The sequence below is a fragment of the Stenotrophomonas sp. 05L413 genome, assembly GCF_056397945.1.
In genome coordinates, this window is the sequence record NZ_JBFTOL010000001.1 from 553,439 (window position 1) to 577,405 (window position 23,967).

At 67.2% G+C, this 23,967-nt stretch carries 24 protein-coding genes and 1 pseudogene; 9 read left to right on the top strand and 16 right to left on the bottom strand.

The window, feature by feature from the left end:
• Positions 1-52: 52 nt before the first annotated feature.
• From AC1DIQ_RS02495 to AC1DIQ_RS02525, 7 genes and pseudogenes are all read right to left on the bottom strand, one after another.
• The gene (locus tag AC1DIQ_RS02495) at positions 53-727 is read right to left on the bottom strand and encodes a rhomboid family intramembrane serine protease (RefSeq protein ID WP_121038514.1); all 675 of its coding nucleotides are present in this window, start codon (positions 725-727) and stop codon (positions 53-55) included.
• An 89-nt stretch (positions 728-816) separates the two neighbouring features.
• Positions 817-1,269 carry an MGMT family protein gene (locus tag AC1DIQ_RS02500; RefSeq protein ID WP_428999405.1) on the bottom strand — a complete coding sequence of 151 codons (453 nt, stop codon included), beginning with the start codon at positions 1,267-1,269 and terminating at the stop codon, positions 817-819.
• Positions 1,176-2,096 (bottom strand): DMT family transporter, encoded by a 921-nt coding sequence (locus AC1DIQ_RS02505; RefSeq protein WP_152154425.1) that lies wholly within the window; start codon positions 2,094-2,096, stop codon positions 1,176-1,178. The genes AC1DIQ_RS02500 and AC1DIQ_RS02505 overlap by 94 nt, the downstream gene beginning before the upstream one ends.
• 122 nt (positions 2,097-2,218) lie before the next feature.
• Positions 2,219-3,574 carry a glutathione-disulfide reductase gene (gene gorA, locus AC1DIQ_RS02510; RefSeq protein ID WP_478049394.1) on the bottom strand — a complete coding sequence of 452 codons (1,356 nt, stop codon included), beginning with the start codon at positions 3,572-3,574 and terminating at the stop codon, positions 2,219-2,221.
• Positions 3,571-3,714 (bottom strand): annotated as a pseudogene (locus AC1DIQ_RS02515) (amino acid dehydrogenase); the annotation flags it as partial. The pseudogene AC1DIQ_RS02515 and the gene gorA, both read right to left, overlap by 4 nt.
• Before the next feature lie 15 nt (positions 3,715-3,729).
• The gene (locus AC1DIQ_RS02520) at positions 3,730-4,977 is read right to left on the bottom strand and encodes a DUF418 domain-containing protein (protein ID WP_121038520.1); all 1,248 of its coding nucleotides are present in this window, start codon (positions 4,975-4,977) and stop codon (positions 3,730-3,732) included.
• An 83-nt stretch (positions 4,978-5,060) separates the two neighbouring features.
• Positions 5,061-5,540, bottom strand: a complete 480-nt coding sequence (locus AC1DIQ_RS02525) for an FKBP-type peptidyl-prolyl cis-trans isomerase (protein ID WP_088433264.1) — start codon at positions 5,538-5,540, stop codon at positions 5,061-5,063.
• A gap of 111 nt (positions 5,541-5,651) precedes the next feature.
• Between AC1DIQ_RS02525 and AC1DIQ_RS02530 the strand changes: the two genes are divergently transcribed.
• The 3 genes from AC1DIQ_RS02530 (at position 5,652) to AC1DIQ_RS02540 (ending at position 8,682) form a co-directional block, all read left to right on the top strand.
• Complete coding sequence (locus AC1DIQ_RS02530; RefSeq protein ID WP_282262091.1) at positions 5,652-6,191, top strand: C40 family peptidase; 540 nt, start codon at positions 5,652-5,654, stop codon at positions 6,189-6,191.
• A 131-nt stretch (positions 6,192-6,322) separates the two neighbouring features.
• Complete coding sequence (locus AC1DIQ_RS02535; protein WP_121038526.1) at positions 6,323-7,099, top strand: C40 family peptidase; 777 nt, start codon at positions 6,323-6,325, stop codon at positions 7,097-7,099.
• A 245-nt stretch (positions 7,100-7,344) separates the two neighbouring features.
• Positions 7,345-8,682: a sigma-54 interaction domain-containing protein gene (locus AC1DIQ_RS02540; protein ID WP_478049395.1), complete on the top strand. Its 1,338-nt coding sequence runs from the start codon at positions 7,345-7,347 to the stop codon at positions 8,680-8,682.
• 36 nt (positions 8,683-8,718) lie between these two features.
• Here the strand turns inward: AC1DIQ_RS02540 and AC1DIQ_RS02545 are convergent, their stop codons facing one another.
• The 7 genes from AC1DIQ_RS02545 to AC1DIQ_RS02575 all read right to left on the bottom strand — a co-directional run bounded on the left by AC1DIQ_RS02545 (position 8,719) and on the right by AC1DIQ_RS02575 (position 16,368).
• Positions 8,719-10,035 carry a hypothetical protein gene (locus AC1DIQ_RS02545; RefSeq protein WP_478049396.1) on the bottom strand — a complete coding sequence of 439 codons (1,317 nt, stop codon included), beginning with the start codon at positions 10,033-10,035 and terminating at the stop codon, positions 8,719-8,721.
• A gap of 48 nt (positions 10,036-10,083) precedes the next feature.
• Complete coding sequence (locus tag AC1DIQ_RS02550; RefSeq protein ID WP_478049397.1) at positions 10,084-10,848, bottom strand: hypothetical protein; 765 nt, start codon at positions 10,846-10,848, stop codon at positions 10,084-10,086.
• 9 nt (positions 10,849-10,857) lie between these two features.
• Positions 10,858-11,517: a C39 family peptidase gene (locus AC1DIQ_RS02555; RefSeq protein ID WP_226956711.1), complete on the bottom strand. Its 660-nt coding sequence runs from the start codon at positions 11,515-11,517 to the stop codon at positions 10,858-10,860.
• A gap of 183 nt (positions 11,518-11,700) precedes the next feature.
• Complete coding sequence (locus tag AC1DIQ_RS02560) at positions 11,701-13,179, bottom strand: adhesin (protein WP_152154177.1); 1,479 nt, start codon at positions 13,177-13,179, stop codon at positions 11,701-11,703.
• Between the two features lie 44 nt (positions 13,180-13,223).
• Positions 13,224-13,862: a hypothetical protein gene (locus AC1DIQ_RS02565; RefSeq protein WP_478049398.1), complete on the bottom strand. Its 639-nt coding sequence runs from the start codon at positions 13,860-13,862 to the stop codon at positions 13,224-13,226.
• Positions 13,859-14,389 carry a hypothetical protein gene (locus AC1DIQ_RS02570; RefSeq protein ID WP_478049399.1) on the bottom strand — a complete coding sequence of 177 codons (531 nt, stop codon included), beginning with the start codon at positions 14,387-14,389 and terminating at the stop codon, positions 13,859-13,861. The genes AC1DIQ_RS02565 and AC1DIQ_RS02570 overlap by 4 nt, the downstream gene beginning before the upstream one ends.
• Before the next feature lie 650 nt (positions 14,390-15,039).
• Positions 15,040-16,368 carry a dicarboxylate/amino acid:cation symporter gene (locus AC1DIQ_RS02575; RefSeq protein ID WP_152154182.1) on the bottom strand — a complete coding sequence of 443 codons (1,329 nt, stop codon included), beginning with the start codon at positions 16,366-16,368 and terminating at the stop codon, positions 15,040-15,042.
• Positions 16,369-16,517: 149 nt separating this feature from the next.
• Between AC1DIQ_RS02575 and AC1DIQ_RS02580 the strand changes: the two genes are divergently transcribed.
• The 5 genes from AC1DIQ_RS02580 (at position 16,518) to AC1DIQ_RS02600 (ending at position 21,310) form a co-directional block, all read left to right on the top strand.
• Positions 16,518-18,230 carry an alkaline phosphatase gene (locus AC1DIQ_RS02580; protein ID WP_282264165.1) on the top strand — a complete coding sequence of 571 codons (1,713 nt, stop codon included), beginning with the start codon at positions 16,518-16,520 and terminating at the stop codon, positions 18,228-18,230.
• Positions 18,230-18,790: a WG repeat-containing protein gene (locus tag AC1DIQ_RS02585; protein WP_282264163.1), complete on the top strand. Its 561-nt coding sequence runs from the start codon at positions 18,230-18,232 to the stop codon at positions 18,788-18,790. The genes AC1DIQ_RS02580 and AC1DIQ_RS02585 overlap by 1 nt, the downstream gene beginning before the upstream one ends.
• A 65-nt stretch (positions 18,791-18,855) precedes the next feature.
• Entirely contained in the window at positions 18,856-20,145 is a 1,290-nt protein-coding gene (gene tilS, locus AC1DIQ_RS02590; RefSeq protein ID WP_461770145.1) for a tRNA lysidine(34) synthetase TilS, read from the top strand.
• A gap of 36 nt (positions 20,146-20,181) precedes the next feature.
• The gene (locus AC1DIQ_RS02595; protein WP_019182618.1) at positions 20,182-20,442 is read left to right on the top strand and encodes an exodeoxyribonuclease VII small subunit; all 261 of its coding nucleotides are present in this window, start codon (positions 20,182-20,184) and stop codon (positions 20,440-20,442) included.
• A complete protein-coding gene (locus AC1DIQ_RS02600; RefSeq protein WP_461770146.1) occupies positions 20,432-21,310 on the top strand; it encodes a polyprenyl synthetase family protein in 879 nt (292 codons plus the stop codon). Before AC1DIQ_RS02595 ends, AC1DIQ_RS02600 begins: the two co-directional genes overlap by 11 nt.
• Before the next feature lie 102 nt (positions 21,311-21,412).
• On the opposite strand, the gene AC1DIQ_RS02605 is transcribed toward AC1DIQ_RS02600, so the two are convergent.
• A complete protein-coding gene (locus tag AC1DIQ_RS02605; RefSeq protein ID WP_121038561.1) occupies positions 21,413-21,790 on the bottom strand; it encodes a DUF4870 domain-containing protein in 378 nt (125 codons plus the stop codon).
• A gap of 78 nt (positions 21,791-21,868) precedes the next feature.
• The gene (gene pmbA, locus AC1DIQ_RS02610; RefSeq protein WP_478049400.1) at positions 21,869-23,236 is read right to left on the bottom strand and encodes a metalloprotease PmbA; all 1,368 of its coding nucleotides are present in this window, start codon (positions 23,234-23,236) and stop codon (positions 21,869-21,871) included.
• A gap of 68 nt (positions 23,237-23,304) precedes the next feature.
• Between pmbA and yjgA the strand changes: the two genes are divergently transcribed.
• On the top strand, positions 23,305-23,913 hold the full coding sequence (gene yjgA / locus AC1DIQ_RS02615; RefSeq protein WP_121038567.1) for a ribosome biogenesis factor YjgA: 609 nt from the start codon (positions 23,305-23,307) through the stop codon (positions 23,911-23,913).
• Positions 23,914-23,967 lie beyond the last annotated feature (54 nt).

Consider the following 23,967-nt stretch of genomic DNA (forward strand, 5'->3'; position numbering starts at 1 on the left):
CTTTAACGGGGACGGAGGTGGTTATTAACTACCTCCGTCCCTGTTATTTGCCTTACTTGATGCTGCGCAGGTGGTTGGGACGCTTCGGCGGGCCCGGCGGACGTCGGTTGTTGAACGGTGGTTGGCCGCGCCAGTAGCGGATCAACAGCCAGCCGAACAGCATGCCGCCCAAGTGCGCGAAGTGGGCCACGCCAGGCTGCCAGCCGGTGGCGCCCAGCATCAGTTCCATCGCGCCGAACACGATCACGAAGGTACGTGCCTTCATCGGGATCGGCGGGAACAGCAGCATCACCCGCTGGTTGGGGAACAGCATGCCGTAGGCCAACAACAGGCCGAACACGCCACCCGAAGCGCCCAGCACCGTGGCCGGGTCGGCCAGCATCATGCCGACCAGCAGCTGGCACAGGCCGGCACCGGCGACGCACACCAGGTAATAGGTCAGGAAGCGTTTTTCGCCCCAGGTCTGTTCCAGCGGCGCACCGAACATGAAGAGCGCGAGCATGTTGAAGAACAGATGGCCGAAGCTGCCATGCAGGAAGCCATAGGTCAGCAGCTGCCAGGGCTGGAAATTGCCGCCCGGCGAGAACGGATCGAAGCCGCCCCCCAGAGGCTGCAGCATGAAGGGCTCGAACGTGGCATTGCCAAGCAGGAACGGCTGCTGCAGCAGGAACAGCAGGGCATTGGCGATCAGCAACGCTTTGGTGACAGTGGGCAGGCGCGGAAACATGAGGGCATCCTTTGGAACTGCGCCCATCATAGCCGCAGCACCCGGCCGCGATCTGCGCGCCAGCGCGGGCATTCAACGCGCAGGCAGCGTCAGCCCGGTCCCCACAGGGCGGCATCCAGATCATTGGCACCGGCCACCGGCATGCCCTTGACCCGCCCCCGCTCGATCGCCACGCCCTCGGCGCGCAGCCGCTGGCTCTGTTCTTTCCACCCGGCCGAGCCTTCCGGCATCGCGATGCGCCCGTCCGAGCGCAGCACGCGGTGCCACGGCAGTTCCGGGTCGTCATTCATGCCAAGCACGCGTGCGGTCAGCCGCGCCCTGCCCGGCAGCCCGGCCTTGGCGGCGACCTGGCCATAGCCCATCACCTGCCCGCGCGGAATCGCCCGGATCACCGCCAGAATCCGTGCACGCGCCTGCGCCGCCGGGTCATCGCCCACGGCGGCCGCGTTCACGCGCGGACCCGGCTGACCAGCAGCACGCCGAGCAGGACCAGGGCCGTGCCGAGGATCTGCCACGGCCCCATGGGTTCGTCGAGCAGCCATAGACTCATCACGATGGTGGAGACCGGACCGAGCATACCCACCTGGGCGGCCAGCGACGAACCGATCCGCTTCACCGCCAGCATGATCGCCATCACCGGCAGCACCGTGCAGACCGTGGCATTGATCAGCGACAGCCAGTACACCGGCGTGGGCGCCTGGCCCAGCGCGGCCATCGGGTGGAGCACCGCGAAGTGCAGCACGCACAGCACGCAGGCCACGCAGCTGGCATAGGCGGTCAGGCGGATCGCACCGATCCGGGCCACCACCTGGCCACTGCCGAACAGATACAGCGCATAGCTCAGCGCGCTGGCGAACACCAGCGCACTGCCCAGCACGATGCGCCCGCCTTCCAGCTGCAGGTCATGCCCGAAGGCCAGCAGGACGCCGAGATAGCTGAGCACCAGCGCCGCCACCTGCCAGCGACCGGGGCGCTTTTTCAGCAGGACCAGGCTGATCAGCAGCACCAGGGTCGGGTTCAAGTACAGGATCAGCCGTTCCAGTGTCACGCTGATGTACTGCAGGCCCTGGAAGTCCAGCAGGCTGGACAGGTAGTAACCGGTGAAGCCCAGCGACACCACCCGCCCGCGGTCGCCCCACGACAGCGCCGGCGCGCGCCGGGCCGACCACACCGCCAACACCGCGAACAGCGGAAAGGCCATCAGCATCCGCAGCGCCAGCAGCGTGGTGGCGTCCACGCCATGCCGATAGGCGAGTTTGACGATGACCGCCTTGCCCGAAGCAGCGATCGCGCCGATCGCGGCCAGTGCGATACCGCCGGCGGCGATGCGGCTGGAGGACGTGGGCAGCAAGGAGGCGGGAGAGGACATCAGGACGGCGGACAGCCGCACGGAGGCGGCTGGGCAGCAGGTGGGGCGGCCATTGTCGCATGCGTGGCGGCACTCCCGGATCCCTGCTGCGGCTGCGGCAGGTGCACGCCGCTGATGCGCGTTCAGCGCATCAGTACGACTTCTTCTGCGGAGGTTGGATGGATCGCCACGGTGTCGTCGAACTGGGCCTTGGTCACACCCATCTTCACCGCCAGCGCGAACCCCTGCAGGATTTCATCCGCAGACTCGCCCAGCAGGTGCACGCCGACCACGCGCTCGTCCTCGCCCACGCAGACCAGCTTGAACAGGCTGCGCTGGGTACCGTCAGCCAACGCCTGCAGCATCGGGCGGAAGTTGCTGCGGTACACGCGCACATCGCCGTATCTCGCACAGGCCTCTTCTTCGCTCAGCCCCACCGCGCCCAGGGCCGGATGCGAGAACACCACACTGGCCACGTTTTCATAGTCCATCTTCGCCTGGGGCTGGCCACCGAACAGGCGGTCCATCAGCTTGCGCGCCGCGGCGATCGCCACCGGGGTCAGGCCAACCTTGCCGGCGATGTCGCCCACCGCATGCACGCTGGGTACCGCGGTGGTCTGCCACGCGTCGACCTCGACCTCGCCCTTCTCACCGACCACCACACCCACGGCCTCCAGCCCGAGATCGGCACTGTTACCGCGCCGGCCAGTGGCGAAGAACACGGCATCGAAGTGACCATCGGCGGGCCCGTCGTGCCCGAGCGCCACCACCGCATCACCATCACGCTGCAACTCACGCAGGCGATACCCGAAATGGAGCTGGACGCCCTGATGGCGAAGATTATCGGCGAGCTGTCCGGTCAGTTCCGCATCGAAGCGCTCCAGCAACCGTTCACCACGGACCAGCAGGGTCACGCGGCTGCCGAGCGCCTGCAGCAGCCCGGCCAGCTCCACTGCGATGTAGCCACCGCCCACGATCGCGACCCGCTCCGGCGCACTGCACAGATTGAAGAAATCATCGGAGACCAGGCCCAGTTCGGCACCGGGAATGTCCGGGCGCTGGGGATGGGCACCGGTTGCGATCAGAATGTGCGCGGCGCTGATCCGTACACCATCGCTGCACTCCACGGTGTGCGCATCCACGAGGCGGCCACGACGCGGCACCCGCACCACCTTGTTTTCATCCAGGCGCTTGAGATAGCTGGCATGGATGTTGGCAATGTAGGCCTGGCGATGTACCACCAGCTCTTTCCAATCCAGTGATGGGCGCACCGGCACATCGAATCCCATCGCTGCAGCCAGGCCGATGCGTCCGGACAGATCGGCGGCGAGCCACATCGCCTTCTTCGGCACGCAGCCGACATTGACGCAGGTGCCGCCGAGCTCGCCCGGCTCCAGCATCGCCACCCGCTGGCCGTGCTGCGCGGCGCGGAACGCCGCGGCCAGGCCGCCGGAACCACCGCCCAGCACGATCAGGTCATAGTCGTATTGCGTCGTCATTGGCATCGCTCAACTCGGTAAGGGGCAGGATCGATCACCGGCGCGCGGCCGTTGATCAGGTCTGCCATCAACTGGCCGGTGCCGACGCTCATGCTCCTGCCCAGCATGCCACGACCGGCTGCGATCCAGACGTGAGGGTGCGCGGCACCGCCGTGTCAGGCCCGGCGCAACGGCGGCCACTGCAGATAGGTCATCGCGCGCCAGATCCACTCCAGCGGCCCGAACCGGAAGTACCGCAGCCACGCATGGCTGATCGCGAGCTGCAGCGCGAACAGCGCCAGCGCGAACGGGATCTGCCACAGCCGCGGCATCGTTTCGAACGCGCCCCATCCATAGCCATAGAACACCCAGGTACAGACCAGCGACTGGCCGATGTAATGCGTGAGCGCCATCCGCCCCATCGGCGCCAGCATCTGCAGGCGTGCGCGCCAGTGCACGATCCAGGCCAGATAGCCCAGGCACATCAGCAGCCCGGCCAGTGCACTGATCGCATACGCCACGCCGCTGCGCAGATCCAGCGTGCCAGGTGCCTGATAGGGGTGCCAGATCGCACTGCCCAGCATCAGCACCAGCCCGACCGGCAACGCGATCCAGCGCAGCCGTGCATACAGCCGCGCAAACCGCTCGGGTTCGGCCAGCGCGCCACTGCGCGCGAACCAGCTGCCGATCAGGAACATGCCCAGCACTTCCGGACCGATCACGAAGATGCCCGACAGCATCGCGCCGAGATCACGCAGGCGCTGTCCCACCGCCTGCCCCCAGCTGCCATGCGCGTACGCCTGGCGCTGCAGCTCGATCGTGCGTTGGGCCTGGGCGATGGCCTCGCGCAGCGGTTCCTGCGTGTGCTCCATGCTGGCCATCCAGCTCATCAACGCCCCCAGCACCAGCACCAGGGCGGCAGCGCCCAGATAGCTGATCGCGCCCATCGCGGGCAACCAACTGCGCGGCGCCTCGCGGCAGGCGAGCAGCAGCAGCGAGATCAACGCGTAGATCACCAGGATGTCGCCGGACCACACCAGCACCGCGTGGCACAGGCCGATCAGCAGCAGTGCCGCGCTGCGGCGCAGATAGAACGGTGCGAATGCGCGACCGGCCGCGTCGGCGCGCTGCGCCATGACCGAGAACCCCGCGCCGAACAGCAGCGAGAACAGGGTGAAGAACTTGCCCTGGACCAGCACGTAGATGGCCGCATCGGCCCAGTAGTCCGCGCCCTGCCAATGCGGATCGATGCCGGTGAAGGACAGGTCCAGCGGACCGCTGAAGGCCTCCATGTTCATCAGCAGGATGCCCAGCAGCGCGAACCCGCGCAGGATGTCGATGACGGCGATGCGCTCGTGGGCACCCACCGGCTGCAAAGGAGAAGAAGCTGCGTTCACAGGCAATCCGCTGACCAGGCCCGCCATTATGCCGTGCGCGCGGGGGCCTGCCGCACGAACGAAAACGGCCCGCCGAAGCGGGCCGTTGGATCAACGCGGGGTTGCAGCACTCAGTGCTGGTGGCCGCCGTCGCCGTGCACGTGGCCGTGCTCGATTTCTTCCTTGCTGGCTTCGCGCACGTCAACGATCTCCACGTTGAAGTGCAGGTCCTTGCCGGCCATCGGGTGGTTCAGGTCGACATCGACCACGCTCATGCCGACCTTCTCGACGGTGACCGCGCGCGGGCCAAAGTTGGTCTGCAGCACGACCTGCTGGCCCGGCACCAGCTTGCTGGTGCCGAAGTGCTTCTTGGGCACGCGCTGGGTCAGGCCTTCGCGGCGCTCGCCGTAGGCATCGGTCGCCTTCACGTCCACCTCGAAGGTGGCGCCGGCTTCCTTGTCCATCATGGCGTTTTCCAGGCCCGGGATGATGTTGCCGTGGCCGATCAGGATCGCCAGCGGATCACGGTCCTTGGAGCTCTCGATCGGCTCCTGGCCCTGCTCGGCGACGGTGTAATGGAAACGGACGACGCGGTCTTTTTCGATCTTCATGCGCAACTCTGGTCTGGAGACTGCCGAGGGCAGACGGGTGAGGCGGGTTGTGGCCTGCCGGATACGCCGCCATCATGACGGCCTTCTAAGGTCGCGCATTATCCGGACAACATGCACATGACGCCAGTTTCGCGCCTGACCCGCCTGCCCGGCCGCCTGGCCCTGCTGGCGATCATCGCCCTGCTGAGCGCCTGTGGCGGCGGCAAGACCACCCGCCCGGCCCCGCCGCCCGCCTCCACCCAGGTATGGCCCAGCGTGGCCCCGAACGACCCGCAGGCCGCCAACGCAGTGCTGATGCGCGCCATCGGCCTGGTGGGCACGCCCTACCGTTACGGCGGCAACACCCCGGAATCCGGCTTCGACTGCAGCGGCCTGGTCGCCTATGTCTACCGCGAGATGCTTGATCTGCGCCTGCCGCGCACCTCGCGCGATCTGGCCGCCGTGCAGGGGCCGAAGATCGATCCCAAGCGCCTGGCGCCGGGCGATCTGGTGTTTTTCGGCAACAAGGGCAACGTGTTCCATGTCGGCATCTATGTCGGTGAAGGCCGCTTCGTGCACGCCCCCAGCACCGGCGGCACCGTCCGGCTGGACTCGCTCGGCGGTCCCTACTGGAAGGACCACTACACGGGGGCGAAACGCGTCCTTAACTAACCTGAACAGGGGTAAGGTCCAATTTTGTGACCAACATCACATAGTTGTAAACGAAAAATTAACGGAATTTGTACCTAATCACTGCGCTTACACGGCATCATCACCCATCGTTTTTATTCAGTGACCGCCGCGTGACGACAGACGACCTGACGTGCAAAGGCCAGACCGCCGCCATCCGGCGACGCGCCCGCCCCGCTTTCCTCGCTGCAGCACTCTGCCTGGCCAGCCTTCCGGCCTGGGCGCAGTCCGCACCGACGACCGCTCCCGAAGTTGCTGCTTCCCCCGTCACTGTCACCCCCGATTCTTCCGCGCCGGCCAAGCCCAAGGCTGATGCGCCGGCCCGCAGCAAGGCCGATGCCGCTGCCAGCGCCACCCTCGCCGCCCTGCTTCCGCATCTGGCCGCCAACGACACCATCCCGCTCATGGACCGCTCGGCGATGTTCGCCGGTGATCTGAGCCGCCTGCTCGCCAACTACGACGCCAGCACCGGCGCCATTACCGTGGCCGGCGACGCCGCCGAAAACGGCAAGGTCCAGTCCCTGCTGCGCCGTGCGATGACCCTGCTCGGCACCCCGTACCGCTGGGGTGGCACCTCGCCGGACAGTGGTTTCGACTGCAGCGGCCTGGTCGGCTATGTATTCCGCACCGCGCTGGGCGTGGAACTGCCGCGCGTGTCGCGCGAAATGGCCCATGACGGCGCAGCCGAACTGATCAACGACCGCAACGCCCTGGCGGCGGGCGACCTGGTGTTCTTCGGCCGCAAGGGCCGGGTCGACCACGTCGGCATCTATGTCGGCGAAGGTCGCTTCCTGCATGCCCCGAGCACCGGCAAGGACGTCCGCGTCGACAGCCTGGTCAGCGGCTACTGGGGCGGCAAGTTCATGCAGGCCCGCCGCGTCGATCTCTGACGCGCCCTGCTGAACCGATGGATCGAAGGCCGCTGCCCCGCAGCGGCCTTTTTCGTTGGGCCCGGCGATGGCCGCTGACCGGCCCAACCCGCGTTCCTTTCTTTGTCACCGCCTGTTTTCCAGCGGGCGACACGCCCGGCGCACGCGCGCCGCGGCGGGGGACGGACCCGGACGTGGGGCGGCACGTCCTGGGCAACCGATCAGGCAGCAGACACCGCCCGTGATCCTCGTCGACAAGGTGACGCATGGCGGCTGTCCCCGATTTTCCTGCCCGGTGTGTGATCTGGTTTGGGCAGCCCCTCGCGCTTGAACGGGCGACGCTGGCTGCGGCCGGCTGGCAGGTGCGCGGCGTCGCCCCCGAGCAGTGCGCCGGCATCGGCATGCGTGGCAGCGATCAGGTCGTCGGCCTGCTGGACCTGCGTACCGTGGTCCCGGCCAACCTGGCCCACCTGCAACAGCTGCTGGTCGACCACCGCCACATGAGCCTGCTGGCGTTGTTGCCGGCCGCTCCGCTGCGCGCCTCGCCGGTGCTGGATGCGCTGCTCGCCGCCTGTGTGGATACCTACACCGCCCCGATCGATCTGCCGCGCGTCGTGCAGCGGCTGCAGCAGCTTGCGGGCGCCGAACCCCTGCCCGCGCCCCATGGCCCGCAGTCCCTGATCGGCGACAGCGCGGTCCTGCAGGTCACCCGCGCGGCCATCCGCAAGTACGCACCGGTAGACCTGCCGGTACTGATCACCGGCGAAACCGGCACCGGCAAGGAACTCGCGGCACAGGCACTGCACGCGCTGTCCGCGCGCCACGCGCGTCCCTTCCTGGCGGTGAACTGCGGCGCCATCCCGGCCGCGCTCGTCCAGTCCGAGCTGTTCGGCCACGAGCGGGGCGCCTTCACCGGTGCGGCAACGCGGCGCCTGGGCCTGTTTGAATCGGCCAGTGGCGGCACCGTATTCCTGGACGAGATCGGCGACCTGCCGCTGGATGCGCAGACCAATCTGCTGCGTGTACTGCAGGAAGGCACCGTCGAACGCGTCGGCAGCAACCGGCCGCTGGCGGTGGATGTGCGTGTGTTGGCCGCCACCCACGTCGATCTTGAAGCCGCGGTCGAACAGGGCCACTTCCGGCGCGATCTGTTCTATCGGCTCAACGTGCTGCGCCTGCCCCTGCCACCGCTGCGTGAGCGCGGCAACGATATCGCGATGCTGGCCCACCATTTTCTCGCCAGCTTCCGGCATCGCCACGTCACCCGGGCGCGTGGCTTCACCGCCGATGCCGTCCAGGCGCTGGAGCGCTTTGCATGGCCGGGCAATGTGCGCGAGCTGCTCAACCGGGTACAGCGTGCAGCGATCGTCAGCGATGCCGAACTGATCACCGCCGCGGATCTGGAGTTGAGCCAGCCGCTGCTGCCCATCACCGCGCACGGCCTGCACGGCGCAAAGCAGGTCGCCGAACGGGAGACCCTGCTGCATGCCCTGCGCCAGAACGACTTCAACATCGCCGCCTGCGCCCGCCACATGCAGGTCTCGCGGGTGACTGTCTACCGGCTGTGCCGCAAGCACCAGCTGGCGCTCCCCGAACTGCGCTGACCCTTGGACGGTGGCGTAGCACCCTGCGCAGCGCGCCTACAAGCTGTACGGCACCTTGAAGGCCAGAGTGAAGTCCGGTGCATCGGGGGTCAGGCCGATGCCCAGCAGGCTCACCAGCGTGGTTTTCTGGTTGAGGGCGTAGGTGATGCCCAGGTTGAGCGTGCCCGCGTTGGCGTCACTGCCGATCACCTTCAGCCACTGGCCGTTCTTGTAGCGCGTGGAGGCGCGCGCGCTCAGCTTGTCGCTGAAGGAGATGCTCAGGCTGGTGCGCTCGTTGAACGCGAACGCTACGCCGGCACCGAAGTAATACGAACCGCCCAGCTTCACATCCCCCGGGTTGGTGGTGTCCGGGTTCGCATCGATGTCATCGAAGCTGCGCGGGAAGGAATGGATGTAACCGATGTTGGCGAACAGGATCGCCGGATCGGCGGTCTTCACTGCGGACAGCCCGACGTTGGCCTGCCACACCCCGTTGCCGGTGGGCTGCTGCTCGGGCACGGCGAAGCGGATGAAGTCATCGTCGTCGCGCTCGAGCACCTTCCAGTCCAGCCCATACGGTGCACGCCCGGTCGGCGCGGTCGCGCCCACGGTCAGCACGGTTTCCGGCAGCCGCCCACGTTCGGCGAACAACCGATAGTTGGCGCTCACGCCAACATCGCCGATGCCGTTGCCGGTGGTTTCTTCCTGCGCGATCGCCGCCGCGGAACCGCCGGCGCCGCCCTTCTGGAACACGGTCTTGCGAGCGAGATACGGGACGTCCAGGTTCAAGGTAAGGCGCGGACTGACACCCCAGCGCGCGGCCAGGTTGTAGGTCAGCGTGTCCGACTCGACGTTCTCGATGGCGATGTTGCCCAGGAAGATCGCATCCAACGCCAGGAAGCCGTTGAGGCTGAGCTGCTTGCGGTCATAGCGCGCGTAGGACAGGCTGTTTTCGATCGTGAAGCGGCGACTGAACAGCGCGGCCTGCTGCTGTTTGACGTCATCCACGCTGCGCCGCGATTCCTGTTTGGCCTGCTGCGCTTCGGCCGCCGAGCTGGCGTAACCATCGGCGCTGGCCGGTGTGGCGGGCGTGCCAGCCGGCAAAGCCTGCTGAGGTGGAGGTGCGGCACCGGCGACCGGCGCGGTCTTGCCGGTCAACCGCGCCTGCATGGCCTGCACCTGCATGTCCAGCTCGCGCAGGCGGCGTACTTCCTGCGCGTAATTGGCTTTCAGGCTTTCCAGCTGCGCCATCAAGGCCTTGACGTCGGCTGCGTCATCGGGCGCCGGCTGTTGTGCCTGTGCCTGGGCGGACGCAGCCGCCATGAGTGCCAGCGCCGCCAGCGCCAGCGGTGTTGCGCGGATCATCGTGTGCATTGCCTTGGCCCACTGTTGTGTTGTCGCTCCCCCTGCCGTGCCGCAAGATCACTGGCCCGGCCCCATGCCTACCCCGCGTACCAGCGTCATCGCCTGCGCCACGTTCTGATTGAGCGGAACGTTGTTGGCCAGCGACTGCCGGACAAGGTCGATCTGCAGCCGGTTGGTCACCGACTGTCCATCACTGCCCAACACGATGCTCTGCCCGACGCTGCCGTTGCGGATCCACTGCTGGACCGCACCCACGCCCTCGATCTGCAGCTGCACCTTGGCCGTGTTGCCCTCCAGCTGGGCCAGCGCGCTGACGCCGCCCTGCTGCACGCTGGCCAGGTTCACCCCTTCGCCGGTGGGCGCAGGTGCGGTGCCATCACGTACGGTGAGCTGGGTGGCGTTGCTGGCCAGGTTGCCGTCACCGGCCACCTGGATGCTCTGACTCAGGCCAGCCACGTTCTGCAGGCCGCTGGAATCCGCGCTGCGCCCGGGTGTCACCGGCAGCGGTGCATCGGCAGCGGTCACACTCACGCTCGGTGCGAAGCTGATCTTCGGTGTGCTGCCGCCGTGGCTGAAGTCCATGCCCAGCTTCAGCGCGCTCTGTGCGGACTGCCCGCCGGCGGTCTGCCATTGCGAGACCATGGTGACGCCGAACCACGCCACGGTGTTGCCACCGACCGTGTAGCGGCCCCGCATGAGGTTCAATTCCGGATCGGGGATCTCGCTCAATCCCTTGCCGGGCCGGCTCTCGTCGGCATGCGCCGGCGCGATGCCCAGCAGGGCAAGCAGCACGATGCCGGGCGTCCAGGTTGCGATGTTCATGGTGCCTCCTTAAAACAGATCGGCATGGGTGAATCCGAAATCGACCAGTTCCGCATCGGTGATCGGCCCCTGCCTGGCGTACAGCGAACGGGCACTCGGCCGTTCACCGGGCTGCAGCAGCACCGTGTTGCGATCGAAGTCACTGCCGATCACGACAAACACGGCGCGCGACGGCCACGCCTGGAGAAATTCGCTGACGGGAATGCTGCGGTTGCCCAGGATCGGGTCGGCGACATCCACCAGATCGCCGCGGACCTGTTTGAGGACCACGAAGTGGCGGAAGCCCCGCACATCCATCAACACCAGCCCGGGCACGCGCAGTGAGCGCAGGCGCTCTTCATTGACGCGGTAGCCGCGCCCACGCATGCCCATCGATTCGACGTAACGCTTGATGTCCAGCAGCGAGAAACCGCGCTGGTGGACCAGTTGTGGATCCGAGACCCCCATCATCCCTTCGATCACCGTGCTCTCATCGGCCTCCAGGTGGTAGGCGTAGCGCAGGATCGTGGCCAGGGCAGCTGCGCCACAGCTGTAATCGGTGTGTTGCCGTACGACATTGCGGAAGCGCCGTTCCTGCATGCTCTCCACGCGCTGGGTGAGGACCGCCCCGTTGGGCAGCACACCACTGAAGCCGACGTCGCCGGCACGCACGATGCCCATCGGCATCATCAGCACCGACAAGGCCCACACCAGCACCCACGTGCGCATACGAGTGGTCATGTAGTACTCCGGCTCAGGAAGGAGCCCCTGCCCCAAGGGGGAGAAGGGACAGGGGCTCCCGGGGAGCCCGGTCATTGGCGGATGACCGGGTTTGTTGCGCTCAACGCGTACTGCTTGCGAAAACGGACAGACTTACTGTTCCGGACCGCCGCCACCACCGCCGCCGGTGGAGGGCTGTGCAACCGCCAGGGCCAGACTGTTGGCCTGCAGGTTGCCGGTACCGGAGGCCACGTTCACCCCGATGTTGCCGGAGGCGCCGGAGAACGCACTGCCGGACAGCGCCGCGGTGTTGGTCGCATCCACGTTCACCCAACGGGTGGTGGAGACGGTGCCGCTCAGGCTCGCGTAGAGATCGGCCACGCCCAGTTCAACGAACTGGCTGGTGCCGCGCTCATCGGTATCGAACGCAATGCCGCCCACGCCCGGACGATTCGGGTTGGCGGTGGCATTCTGGATATCGCTATCCATGTCGATATGACCGGTTTCGCTGCCGCTCGGGTGATCCAGCGCGCCGCTCCAGGTATCCAGGTAGTAGTTGTCTTTCTGGTAGGCACTACCCGTGCCGCTGTAACGGCCCGCACCGACGGCCAACGTGGCACCGGCAACGCGACCACTCAGGTTCACATCCACGGTGTCGGTCATCGACTGCAGGTAGCCGGCGTTGCTGACGGTGTTGCCGGAGGACACCTGGTTGGAGCTGATGCTCGAGGTCGCATAGGCGCTGGTGGCGACCGAGGCGGCGAGCGCGTTCTTCTGCTCGTTGTTGTTGCCGGACGCGACGTTGGCACCGATGTTGCCGGACGCGCCGCTGAAGGCATTGCCACCCAGGCCCGCGGCGTTGGTCACGCCGGAATTGAGGGTGGTGTTGCCACCGCCGAACTGGTTGACGAAGACTTCCGCATCGGCCATGCCGAAGCTGAAGGACGCATCGGCCGCGGACAGCGAGGCCGCATTGTCCTGGGCATTGTTGTCGCCGGCGGCGACGTTGAAGCCCAGGTTGCCAGAGGCATCGGCACCGACGTCGTCGGCGATCGAGGCGCTGTTGGTCACCAGGCTGTTGCCGGCCAGGTTGTTGGTGACCGACTGGCGGTTGTCGATGACGGCGATGGCGGCCGAGTCGATATCGATCGAGCCGGTGATTTCCGGATCACCCGAGAAGCTGATGTCCGAGCTCAGGCGCAGGTCTTTTTCGATGTTGACATCAACGCCGTGGTTGTTCTTTTCCTGGCGTTCGTCGGCCTGGATGTTGCTGGTCTTGTTGACGTTCTCGGTGACGTTGCGGTTGCTGGTCACGTCGCGGTTGCTGGTGACATTGGTATTGCTAGTCACGTTGTCGTTGATGGTGGTGTTGGTGGTGCTGTTGTTGTTGCGGGTGTTGTTCCAGGTCCGGTTCCAGGTGCGCGAATCGGTATCGGTGTTGGTGGTGGTATTGGTTTCGGTGTTCGTATCGGTGTTGGTGTTGGTGCGCGTTTCAGCCACGTTGTGCAGGTGGTTGATGTTCGCGCTCTGGTTCTGGTTGTCGCGGTCATTGCCCCAGCCATTGGCGCCGGCGGAGGCGGATGCAGCGGCGACGGCGATGGCCAGTACGGTCCGTTTCATGTTGGTGTTCATGGTGCCCTCTCTCTCATCACAGACAATCGGGTGGATGTGACTACTCACGGGGTGGACTGCACCGAAATGCTCAGTTGGTTTGCGGTGGCGTTGCCGGATCCCGCGATCTGATTGAGTTGCAGGACGCCGTCGAATCCCTGCAGCGCGGAGGCTTCGACCGCCACCCTGCGAGTTCCGGCCGACCGACCGCTGTTGACGGCCCCCTGCCCCCCTGCTGACGCGAGCGCGCCCGACCCGGCCAAAGCCGCGTCGTTCGTTTCGCGTATGCCCTGTTGCGCCAGCGTGGCGGTGACGACGTTGAGCGTCGCGTTGCCATTGCCGCTGGCCTGGTTGATCGATGCGACGCCGCTGGCGCCGTTCAGTGCCTGGCCGCCGAGCGTGGCGCTGGCGTCCATGGCGGTGTCGCTGAGGCTGAGATTGTTGGACTGCTGCTGGCGTGCATCCACCTGGATGTGGGCGTTGCGGCCATTGGCGATGCCCATCAGGTTGGCCTGCTGGTTGAGGTCACCGGCCGCCATGTTGACGGTGATGGCGCCGTCGGAACCGGCCAGCGTGCGGCCATCGATGCGGCTCTGGTTGAGGTAGGAAAGCATCGCGGCGTAGTCGTTGCCCTGCTGGGCGTGTGCAGCCCAGGGAGCCAGCAACAGGCTGCTCAGCAGTGCCGTGCGCAGGACGGCGTTCATTTGCCGGGCCCGCCCGCAGGCTGGCCGAGCGGGAACTGGGCGAGTGCGCCACGCACCTGGTCGCCAATGCCGCGGGTCGCGTTGCCGACGGCGCCCATGGGGCCGCCGATGGTGTTGCTGAACTGGCCGCTGGAGAGCATGCCGCTGTCGGTGACTTTGCCGAGCGTGCCGTTGACCGTATGGCCGGTGACGCGTTCGATGGTGGTGGCGTTGCGGGGAATGCCGGCGCCGGTGTTGGAACCGAGCGAGGCGTAATCGTCGTCGCTGAGTTCATCCATGCCCGTGGAGGTGCCGAGGGCGTGGCCGATTTCGCGGCGCGGTGAGGGGTCTGCGATGAGGGCCATGCCGGGGGGCGCAGGGCGGTACGCAGGCCGTGCGGAGACGTCACGCAGCAGGACGATTTCGCCGGATTGTGCTTTGACGCCCTGGCGTGCGCCGGAGGCGTCGGCGGCGGCCGGCACGATGAGTGCGGCGGCAAGCAGCCAGAGTGTGGTGTGTCGTGTGCGGTGTGCGGCAACGCTGTCCATGGCGACCTCCGATGACATGCGAGGGGTTGGAGCAGCATTCGTGCCAAGTTGCGGACGCCTGTATTTCCGGGGTTTTTGTGGGAGTCCGGTTAATGGCGCGCAACATTGCTGTTACAGCGGCGTTAGCGTTTGTGCGTATGAATAGGTTTGGCGAAGGACGGCGTTGCGCTGAGAGGCAAGCGTGGTGCGGGTGTATCACGGGTGTTACACCGGGTGATACAGGGGGTTACGGTGCGGATTCAGGGTGGATTCCTGGCGAGCGTAGCGCGTCACTATTCACTGGCGGAGGCGGCCGGGCGTCGAGCGCTGGGCCACGCTACGCTTGCCGGCGAATGTCCCCCGGCGCCGGCCTGCGGCCGTCCCCTCCTCCTTGATTTCGCCCACAAGCGCAGCGCGGCCCATCGTGTCCAGCCACTGGCGCCTCACGGCAAGCACCGGTTTGCAGTACGCCTACCACCGCGGACCAGCCCCGAAGCGGCCGGTAGGCGCCTGGGCAAAATAAAGGAGGAGGCCGTCGCCGCCAGGCGGCGGCCGGGGGACATTTGCCGAGGGGCCTGCCGGTCGCTTCGGGGCGTAACGCTCGCGGCGACCCCAAGCGGAAAAAAAAGACCGGCTCTCGCCGGTCTGTGGGTGGTGCGTTGGTGCCTGCATCAGGACGTTCGTTCTTCGCCTTCATCCACGCCGAGGTTGGTGGATGGGTTGTCGTAGATCTCACGGTCGAGCAGACCGGTTTCCTTGGCGACGATCACCGGGACCAGCATCTGGCCGGTGACGTTGGTCATGGTGCGCATCATGTCCAGGATGCGGTCGATGGCGTAAAGGTAGCCGATGGTTTCCAGCGGAAGGTTGGCGGCGCTGAGGACGACGGTGGCCATGACCACGGCGGTGCCGGGGACGCCCGCGGTGCCGAAGCTGCCCAGGACCGAGGCGATCAGGACGACGATGTACTGCTCGGGGGTGAGCGGCACGCCGGTGTACTGGGCGATGAAGACGGCGCACAGGGCCGGATAGATCGCGCCGCAGCCGTCCATCTTGATGCTGGCGCCGAGGGGGACGGCGAAGGAAGCGTAGTCCTTGTTGACGCCGAGGTTGTGGGTGATCGAGCGCATCGCGGCGGGCATGGCGGCGAAGCTGGAGGAGCTGACGAAGGCGACCTGCATGCCGGGGGCGGCGCCGCGGAAGAACTTGAGCGGGTTCAGGCCGTGCATGAGCAGCAGGCTGCCGTAGACCACCACGATGTGCAGGGCGCAGGCGATGTACAGGGCGAGCACGAAGTTGCCGAGCGGCAGCAGTTTTTCGAAGCCGTAGCTGCCGACCAGGCCGGCGATCAGGCCGAAGGTGCCCAGCGGGGTGATCTCCAGCACGAAGCGGGTCACCTGGATCATGATCTCGCTCATCTGCCCGGTCAGCTTGCGTGCCTCGCTGACCTTGTCGCCGAGCTTGACCATGGCAAAACCGAGCAGGCCGGCGAAGAAGATCACCGGCAGGATCGAGCCGCGCCCGGCGGCCAGGACGGTTTCACCGGCGCTGTTGATGCGGGTGCCGATGCCGGTCAGCGCGTAGAACACGTTGGAGGGCACGACATCCATCAGCACCTTGATCACGCTGGGTACTTCGCGCGGGGTGTAGCCGTGGTCCATGCTCAGGCTGAGCGCGCCGCTGCCGGGCTGCATGACGGTGCCGACGCCAAGGCCCACGCACACCGCCAGGGCGGCGGTGATGATGAACCACAGGAAAGTGCGCCCGCCCAGCGCCGCCACGGACTTCTGACCGTGCAACGAGGAGATGGCGTTGATCACGGCGAAGAACACCAGCGGCACCGCGATCATCTTGATCAGGGTGACGTAGAGATCGCCCAGCGGGCCGAACCAGGTTTCGGCCGCCGGCCCGAGCAGCCAGCCGGCCAGTGCGCCGAGGACGAAGCCGCCGAGGACCCGTTGCCAGAAGGGGATCCGCAACCAGGCAGAGACCAGCTTCATGCGCGTTCCAGAGGTAATTTGACAGCTAGGCACCTTAGCCCAAGCGGGGCCGTGGAACGAGGCGTACACGGAAAATCAGCGTGTCATCGGCGTGCCTTGCGGCGTTCTGCATAATGAACGCCCGTTTCACATGTGAGATGCATTCATCCATGTCCCGTTTCACGCCTCTGGTGGCCGCCGTCACCACCCTGCTGCTCGGCGCCTGCGCCACTACCGCTCCCTCCTCCAGCGCTACTGCCGGCGCGGTCCAGGTCGATGTGCCGGCCATTGCCCACCCCGCCGGGGAGACCCCGCAGTGGTGGTACCGCAGCGGTGCGGCGCGCGCGGCCAGCACCGGTGCGATGGACGGCAAGGCCAAAAACGTCATCCTGTTCCTGGGTGACGGCATGAGCCTGACCACGGTGGCCGCGGCGCGCATCTTCGAGGGGCAGCGCAACGGGCATCCAGGCGAGGAGAACCTGCTGTCCTGGGAGCGCTTCCCGGCCACGGCGTTCAGCAAGACCTACAACACCGATTCGCAGACGCCGGATTCGGCCGGCACGATGACGGCAATCACCACCGGCGTGAAGACCCACATGGGCGCAATCGGGGTCAGCGCGGGCACCCGCAATGACTGCGCCGACAGCCTGAACAAGGGGCTGCTGACCTGGCTGCAACTGGCTGACAGCGCCGGCATGGCGACCGGCGTGGTCTCCACCGCGCGCCTGACCCATGCCACCCCGGCGGCGACCTACGCGCACTCGCCGGAGCGCAACTGGGAAAACGACACCGACGTGCCGGACGAGGCCAAGGCCGCCGGCTGCCGCGATATCGCCCAGCAGCTGTTGTCGACCTCGCGCTTCGGGCGCGGCCCGCTGGTCGCCCTCGGCGGTGGCCGTGGTGAATTCACCACCGTTGAAGAACGCGATCCGGAATACGACGACAAGGTCGGCCAGCGCCTGGACGGGCGCAGCCTGGTGACCGAGTGGCAGCACGCGCACCCGCAGGGTGCCTATGTGTGGAACGCCAAGCAGCTGCAGGCTGCCGCGAACGCACCGGCGATCCTGGGCCTGTTCGAGCCGGACCACATGCGCTACGAAGCCGAGCGCAAGGAGGATCCGGCCGGTGAGCCGAGCCTTGCCGAACTGACCCAGGCGGCGATCGCCAACCTGTCGCGCCACCAGGAAGGCTATGTGCTGATGGTGGAAGGCGCGCGCATCGATCACGCCAACCACAGCGGCAATGCCTACCGGGCACTGACCGATACCGTGGCACTGTCCGATGCGGTGCGCGCCGCCGTCGAGGCGACCTCGGATCAGGACACCCTGATCATCGTCACCGCCGACCATTCGCATACGCTGAACTTCGTCGGCTACCCGGCACGGGGCAACCCGATCCTGGGCAAGGTCAAGGACAAGGGTGGCGAAGACGGCGCCGGCAAGCTGGACCTGGCCCGCGATGGCCTGGGCCTGCCCTACACCACGCTGACCTACGCCAACGGCCCGGGCTACACCGGTGCCACCAACCAGCAGCCGGTCGGCCCGAAGCGCTACCCGCACAACCCGAGCAGCTTCGATCCGAGCACCGGCCGGCCGGACCTGACCGCGGTGGATACCGAGCATCCCGATTACATGCAGGAAGCGCTGGTGCCCGCCAAGAGCGAATCGCATGGCGGTGAAGACGTCGGCATCTGGGCACGTGGCCCGGGCAGCAAGGCGGTGCGCGGCACGATGGAGCAGAACGCGATCTACCACATGATCGTGCAGGCCACGCCGCGCCTGCGCCTGCGCCTGTGCGAGGCCGGCACCTGCGACGCCAAGGGCGTGCCGGTCGAGCTGCCCAAGCCGACCGCGTTCGAGCGCCAGGCCGGCGATAGCAAGTAATGCGTGGGCTTCGTCACAGCGCAACGAACAGGGGCCGCCTCGCGCGGCCCCTGCTGCTGGCAGCCAGCCTGCTCGCCTCCGGCATGGCCTGGGGCGCCGGCACCGGGTGCACCGCCTTCACCGAGGAAGACGGCCTGCAGCCTTTGGCCGGGTGCCAGTGGCTCAACGGCCGTCTTGCGCTTGAGACCAACGCGTTGGCGTCGTTGTCCTACGATCAGGACGGGCTGGCCGCGGTCCACGCCGGCGGCGGATTCCACTATGTCCGTGCCGATGGCCGGCAGTTGCCGGTGATCACCTTCGACAACGGCCCGGACTACGTCGTGGACGGGTTGGTGCGCGGCCGCGTCGGCGCGCGCATCGGCTACTTCGATACCCAGCTGCGCCAGGCGTTCCCGGCCACCTTCGATTTCGGCTGGGCGTTCGATGACGGGGTGGCCCGCGTCTGCCAAGGCTGCCGACCCGGCACGCCGGACGATCATGGCCACATCGCGATGGTCGGTGGCACCTGGTATCGCATCGATCGGCAGGGGCGTCCTGCGATGGATGCCGGCACGCCATGACGGCCCTGCGTGGCAACGTCGCTGCGCAGCGCCGATACTGCCGGTCTGCCTGAGATCGCGCCCCCATGACAGCCCCGCTTCCCCATCCCCCGTCCGTCGCCCATCCCGTGCTGGTGGGCTTCAGCGGTGGGCTGGATTCCACCGTCCTGCTGCACTGGCTGGCCACCTCGCCGGCGCAGCGCACCGCGGGCCTGCGCGCCGTACATATCCATCATGGCCTGCAGGAGCAGGCCGATGCCTGGACCGTGCACTGCACGCAGGTGTGCGCGCGCTGGAATATCCCGCTGCGGCTGCTCCGTGTCCAGGTGCAACGCAACCAGGGGCAAGGGCCGGAAGCTGCCGCGCGGCATGCACGCCGTGAGGCGTTCGCCTCGCAGCTGCTGCCCGGCGAACAGTTGGCGCTTGCCCACCATCGCGACGACCAGGCCGAAACCTTCCTGCTGCGGGCGCTGCGTGGCTCCGGGGTGGATGGATTGGCGTCCATGCAGGTCACCAGCGCATTTGGCGCCGGCACCGTGTGGCGGCCGTTGCTGGAGGTTCCGCGCAGCACCCTGCGTGCGCATGCCCAGGCCGAGGGCCTGGACTGGATCGAAGACCCCAGCAACGCCAGTGACGATGCCGACCGCAATTTCCTGCGCCTGCAGGTACTGCCGCAGCTTCGTCAGCGCTGGGCGCAGGCCGATGCCGCCTTCGCGCGCAGCGCGGCGTTGTGCGCGCAGTCCCAGCATCTGCTCGACAATGCCGACCGCGACGCACTGGAACGCTGCAGCGTCGGCCCCGGTGTGATCGACTGCGCGCGGCTGATGCGCCAGCCGGTGGAACGACGTGCACGCCTGCTGCGGCATTGGGTACGTGGCAGTGGCCTGCCACCGCTGCCTGCCGCCGGGGTCGAGGCGGTCGAACGCGAGCTGCTCCCGGCCGCGCACCATGCCGATGCGCAGTTTGCCTGGCAGGGTGCGCGCATCCGCCGTTGGCGCGGGCAGTTGCACTTGCTGTCGGCCAGCCTCGCACTGCCGGCCGACTGGAGCGTGCACTGGGATGGCCGCGCGCCGCTGGCCCTGCCCGATGGGGGCGCGCTGCGGCTGCTCGGCACGGACGCCGGGTTCGACAGCCCCGTGCAGATCCGCGCGCGCCGCGGCGGCGAGCGCATCCAGCTGCCCGGGCGCACACATTCCCATGCGCTCAAGGATCTGCTGCAACAGCAGGGCCTGCCGCCGTGGCAGCGCCGTCAGCTGCCGCTGCTGTTTGATGAAGACACGCTGCTGGCCGCGGGCGACCGCGTGATCGGTGCGGCCCTGCAGCCGTGGTTGCAGGCCCATCATGCGCAGTTGCAGTGGACCCCGGGCGCGGCGTGAATTGACCCCGCCGGGCCAGCAGCCCACACTTGGCGCATGGCAAAGAAGTCCCCCAATGAAACCTCCCCGGTCGCCCACTTCGAGCAGTCGCTGGAAGAACTGGAGCAACTGGTGGAGAAGATGGAAACCGGCGAAATGAGCCTGGAACAATCGCTCAGCGCCTACGAACGTGGCGTCGGGCTGTACCGCCAGTGCCAGCAGGCGCTGGAACAGGCCGAACTGCGCGTGCGCCTGCTCAGCGATCCGGCCCAACCCGACACCGCCGTGCCGTTCGACCCGCCCAGCCATGACGGTTGAGGCCACGTTCGCGCGGTGGCGCGACCGTATCGAAAGCCAGCTCGACGCCAGCCTGCCTTCCCCGTCCGATGCCCCCCGAGGGCTGCATCAGGCGATGCGTTATGCGGTGCTCGGGGGTGGCAAGCGCATGCGGCCGTTGCTGGTCTATGCCGGCGGCCGGGTCTTCAGCGCCGACGAAAACGCACTGGATGCGCCTGCGATGGCGGTGGAGCTGATCCATGCGTATTCGCTGGTGCACGACGATCTGCCGGCGATGGACGATGACGCCCTGCGGCGCGGCCGCCCGACCACGCATATCGCCTTCGATGAAGCCACCGCGATCCTCGCCGGCGATGCCCTGCAGACACGCGCGTTCAGCCTGATCGCCGACGCGGCGTTGCCAGCGCAGCTGCGCGTGGAGTGCCTGCAGACCCTGGCGCACGCCTCCGGCGCGGCCGGCATGTGCGGCGGCCAGGCCTTGGATATCGACGCTACTGGCCATCAGCAGCCGTTGCAGGCTCTGGAACGCATGCATGCGCTCAAGACCGGTGCGCTGATCCGGGCCGCGGTGCGCATGGGCGCGCTGTGTGGGCAGGCGCCCGCGGCTGATCTGGCGACGCTGGATACGGTGGCCTCCGCGCTGGGCCTGGCCTTCCAGGTACGCGATGACATCCTCGATGTCGAAGCCAGTTCCGAACAGCTCGGCAAGACCGCCGGCAAGGACGAAGCGCAGGCCAAATCGACCTTCCCGGCGCTGCTGGGCATGGACGGTGCCAAGGCGCATCTGCGCACGTTGAGCGAGCAGATGTTCGACGGTCTGGCCGGCTATGGTGAGTCGGCCGATGCACTGCGTGCGCTGGCCAAGCTGGCGGTTGAGCGGGATCACTGAGCGATCGCGCAGGCCGCCACGCATGGCGTGGCCCTACAACGCCAGGACACAAAAAAACGCCCGGGATTCCCGGGCGTTTTTCGTTCCAGCGCTGCGGATCGATTACTTGATCAGGCGCAGCGTGAACGGATAACGGTAGGCTTCACCGTTGTTGGCCTTGACCGCCGCCAGGATGCACAGCACCAGGTTGGCGATCCATACCAGGGTCAGCAGCAGGCCGCCGATCAACACGACCAGCAGGATGGTGGAGATGACGTAGGCGATCAAGACGGTGATCTGGAAGTTCAGCGCTTCCTTGGCCTGGTCGGTCACGAAGCCCTTCTGCGGGTCATCCTTGTTCACCAGCCAGATGATCAGCGCACCGATGAAGCCGGTGAAAATACCCAGCAGGTGGGCTACCAGCGACAGCGTACGCTGGTCGGCCGGTGCAGCGCCGGCCGGCGGCGGCGGCGGGGTGGTGACGTTATCGAAATCGCTCACGTGAAACTCCTTGTTCGAGGTAATGGGTAGTGCACGCGGCAGGCTCCCCGCCTGCCAGGGCAGCCTCCATAGAATACGTCAATCGTTACCAGCAACGGTCATTCGTCCTACAAGGATCGACCCGGTGTGCACGTGCGAGCGCGGGTCGATGTCGGTGCCCACCGCTTCGATGCTGGCGAACATGTTCTTGAGGTTGCCGGCGATGGTGATGCCGTCCACCGGGTAGCTGATCTCGCCGTTCTCCACGCGGAAGCCGCCGGCACCACGCGAGTAGTCGCCGGTGATGCTGTTGACGCCCTGTCCCATCAGTTCGGTGACCAGCAGGCCATTGCCCATCTGCCGGGCAATGGAGACCAGATCACCCGCGTTGGCGGTGACCTTGAGGTTATGTACGCCACCGGCGTTGGCGGTGGTCGGCAGGCCGAGCTTGCGTGCCGAATAGCTGCCCAGGATGTAGCGCTCCAGCACGCCATCGCGGATCAGCGCTGAATTGCGGGTGGCCACGCCATCGCCATCGAAGGCGGCCGAGCGCAGCCCACGGCGCAGCAGCGGCAGCTCTTCGATGCCGAACCAGTCCGGGAACAGGCGCGTGCCGACGCTGTCGAGCAGGAAGCTGGCACGGCGGTACAGCGCGCCACCGGAGACGGCACCGAGCAGATGGCCGATCAGCGAGCGGGCCACCTCCGGCGAATAGAGCACCGGCATCTGCGCCGTGGTCATCGAGCGCGGCTCCAGCCGGGCCACGGTACGCGCGGCGGCTCGGCGGCCGATCGACGCCGCATCGTCCAGGTCTTCGCGGGCCAGCGCGCTGCTGTACCAACCGTCGCGCTGCATGCCATCGCCCTGCCCGGCGATCAGCGCGCAGCCGATCGAATGGTGGCTGCTGCGCTCGCGGCCGATGAAACCATGCGAGTTGGCGTACACCGACAGGCTCTGCGCGGTCGCCGCCGAGGCACCATCGGAATTGCTGATGCGGGTATCGGCCTCACGGCCGGCCGCTTCGCAGGCCAGGGCCAGATCCAGCGCCGCATCGGCGCTGAGTTCCCAGGGGTGCCAGCCGTCCAGGTCCGGGAATTCACGGGCCATCAGCGCCGCCTCGGCCAGGCCGGCGGCCTCGTCGTCCTCGGTGTGGCGGGCGATCGCGCAGGCCTGGGCCACGGTCGACTCCAGGCTGCTCTCACGCAGGTCGGCGGTGCTGGCGCTGCCCTTGCGCTGGCCGACGTAGACGGTCACGGCGATGCCGCGGTCACGGGTGGACTCGACCGTTTCGACCTCGCCCAGGCGCACGTTCACATCCAGGCCGCGCTCATCGCTGCAGCTGACCTCGGCCTGGGTGGCGCCCAGGGCCTTGGCCCGCTCCAGCAGGCGCTGGGAGATGTCGGCCAGCTGCTCCAGGCGCTGCAGGCTGTCGTCGGCCGGGGAGACTTCAGGGGAGATCACGTTCAATGCTTTATCCTGTACAGGTGAGTGCCCGGCGCGACGCCGGCACAGTTTACGGATGTGGAAATAAGACGATGCGCGGACGCGACGAAGAAACCGGTGAATTCCTTGATATCAGCCGCAGCCAGAACCGCCGGGCTGCGCTGGACGTGCTGGCCCTGGGCGAAAAGCTGGTCTCGCTGACCCCGGCCCAGCTGGCGCGCCTGCCGGTGCCCGAAGATCTGCTGCCGCACATCGCCGAGGCCAAGCGCATCACCGCGCATATCGCCCACAAGCGCCAGCTGGCGTTCCTGGCCAAGCACATGCGCCGCGAAGACGACGCCGTGCTGGATGCGATCCGCGATGCGCTGGATGCCAACAGCGAGACCTCGCGCCGTGAAGTGGCGACCATGCACCGCGTGGAAGACTGGCGCGAACGCCTGCTCAAGGACGGCGACAAGGCGCTGGGCGCGTTGCTGGACGAATACCCGCATGCCGACCGCCAGCAGCTGCGTACGCTGGTCCGCAACGCCCAGGCCGAAAAGGCCAAGAACAAGCCGCCGCGCGCCTACCGCGAGATCTTCCAGCTGCTGCGTGCGCTGCTGCTGCCGGCCGCGCTCGGCCTGGAAGGCGTGAACGCTGGCTCCGAAGACGCGCTGGACGACGCGGTCGACACCGACAGCGACGAGAACGCCGAGGACTGAGTCCCGGCGCTCACGCGGCGGCGCCAGCACCCCGCTGGCGGCCGCGTGATCAGG

What these genes read in the sequence shown, in the direction of transcription:
- AC1DIQ_RS02495 (WP_121038514.1), bottom strand. Translation starts at nt 727, where the DNA reads ATGTTTCCGCGCCTGCCCACTGTCACCAAAGCGTTGCTGATCGCCAAT.
- AC1DIQ_RS02500 (WP_428999405.1), bottom strand. Translation starts at nt 1,269, where the DNA reads ATGGCTGCTCGACGAACCCATGGGGCCGTGGCAGATCCTCGGCACGGC.
- AC1DIQ_RS02505 (WP_152154425.1), bottom strand. Translation starts at nt 2,096, where the DNA reads ATGTCCTCTCCCGCCTCCTTGCTGCCCACGTCCTCCAGCCGCATCGCC.
- gorA (WP_478049394.1), bottom strand. Translation starts at nt 3,574, where the DNA reads ATGACGACGCAATACGACTATGACCTGATCGTGCTGGGCGGTGGTTCC.
- AC1DIQ_RS02520 (WP_121038520.1), bottom strand. Translation starts at nt 4,977, where the DNA reads ATGGCGGGCCTGGTCAGCGGATTGCCTGTGAACGCAGCTTCTTCTCCT.
- AC1DIQ_RS02525 (WP_088433264.1), bottom strand. Translation starts at nt 5,540, where the DNA reads ATGAAGATCGAAAAAGACCGCGTCGTCCGTTTCCATTACACCGTCGCC.
- AC1DIQ_RS02530 (WP_282262091.1), top strand. Translation starts at nt 5,652, where the DNA reads ATGCACATGACGCCAGTTTCGCGCCTGACCCGCCTGCCCGGCCGCCTG.
- AC1DIQ_RS02540 (WP_478049395.1), top strand. Translation starts at nt 7,345, where the DNA reads ATGGCGGCTGTCCCCGATTTTCCTGCCCGGTGTGTGATCTGGTTTGGG.
- AC1DIQ_RS02545 (WP_478049396.1), bottom strand. Translation starts at nt 10,035, where the DNA reads ATGCACACGATGATCCGCGCAACACCGCTGGCGCTGGCGGCGCTGGCA.
- AC1DIQ_RS02550 (WP_478049397.1), bottom strand. Translation starts at nt 10,848, where the DNA reads ATGAACATCGCAACCTGGACGCCCGGCATCGTGCTGCTTGCCCTGCTG.
- AC1DIQ_RS02555 (WP_226956711.1), bottom strand. Translation starts at nt 11,517, where the DNA reads ATGATGCCGATGGGCATCGTGCGTGCCGGCGACGTCGGCTTCAGTGGT.
- AC1DIQ_RS02560 (WP_152154177.1), bottom strand. Translation starts at nt 13,179, where the DNA reads ATGAACACCAACATGAAACGGACCGTACTGGCCATCGCCGTCGCCGCT.
- AC1DIQ_RS02565 (WP_478049398.1), bottom strand. Translation starts at nt 13,862, where the DNA reads ATGAACGCCGTCCTGCGCACGGCACTGCTGAGCAGCCTGTTGCTGGCT.
- AC1DIQ_RS02570 (WP_478049399.1), bottom strand. Translation starts at nt 14,389, where the DNA reads ATGGACAGCGTTGCCGCACACCGCACACGACACACCACACTCTGGCTG.
- AC1DIQ_RS02575 (WP_152154182.1), bottom strand. Translation starts at nt 16,368, where the DNA reads ATGAAGCTGGTCTCTGCCTGGTTGCGGATCCCCTTCTGGCAACGGGTC.
- AC1DIQ_RS02580 (WP_282264165.1), top strand. Translation starts at nt 16,518, where the DNA reads ATGTCCCGTTTCACGCCTCTGGTGGCCGCCGTCACCACCCTGCTGCTC.
- AC1DIQ_RS02585 (WP_282264163.1), top strand. Translation starts at nt 18,230, where the DNA reads ATGCGTGGGCTTCGTCACAGCGCAACGAACAGGGGCCGCCTCGCGCGG.
- tilS (WP_461770145.1), top strand. Translation starts at nt 18,856, where the DNA reads ATGACAGCCCCGCTTCCCCATCCCCCGTCCGTCGCCCATCCCGTGCTG.
- AC1DIQ_RS02595 (WP_019182618.1), top strand. Translation starts at nt 20,182, where the DNA reads ATGGCAAAGAAGTCCCCCAATGAAACCTCCCCGGTCGCCCACTTCGAG.
- AC1DIQ_RS02600 (WP_461770146.1), top strand. Translation starts at nt 20,432, where the DNA reads ATGACGGTTGAGGCCACGTTCGCGCGGTGGCGCGACCGTATCGAAAGC.
- yjgA (WP_121038567.1), top strand. Translation starts at nt 23,305, where the DNA reads ATGCGCGGACGCGACGAAGAAACCGGTGAATTCCTTGATATCAGCCGC.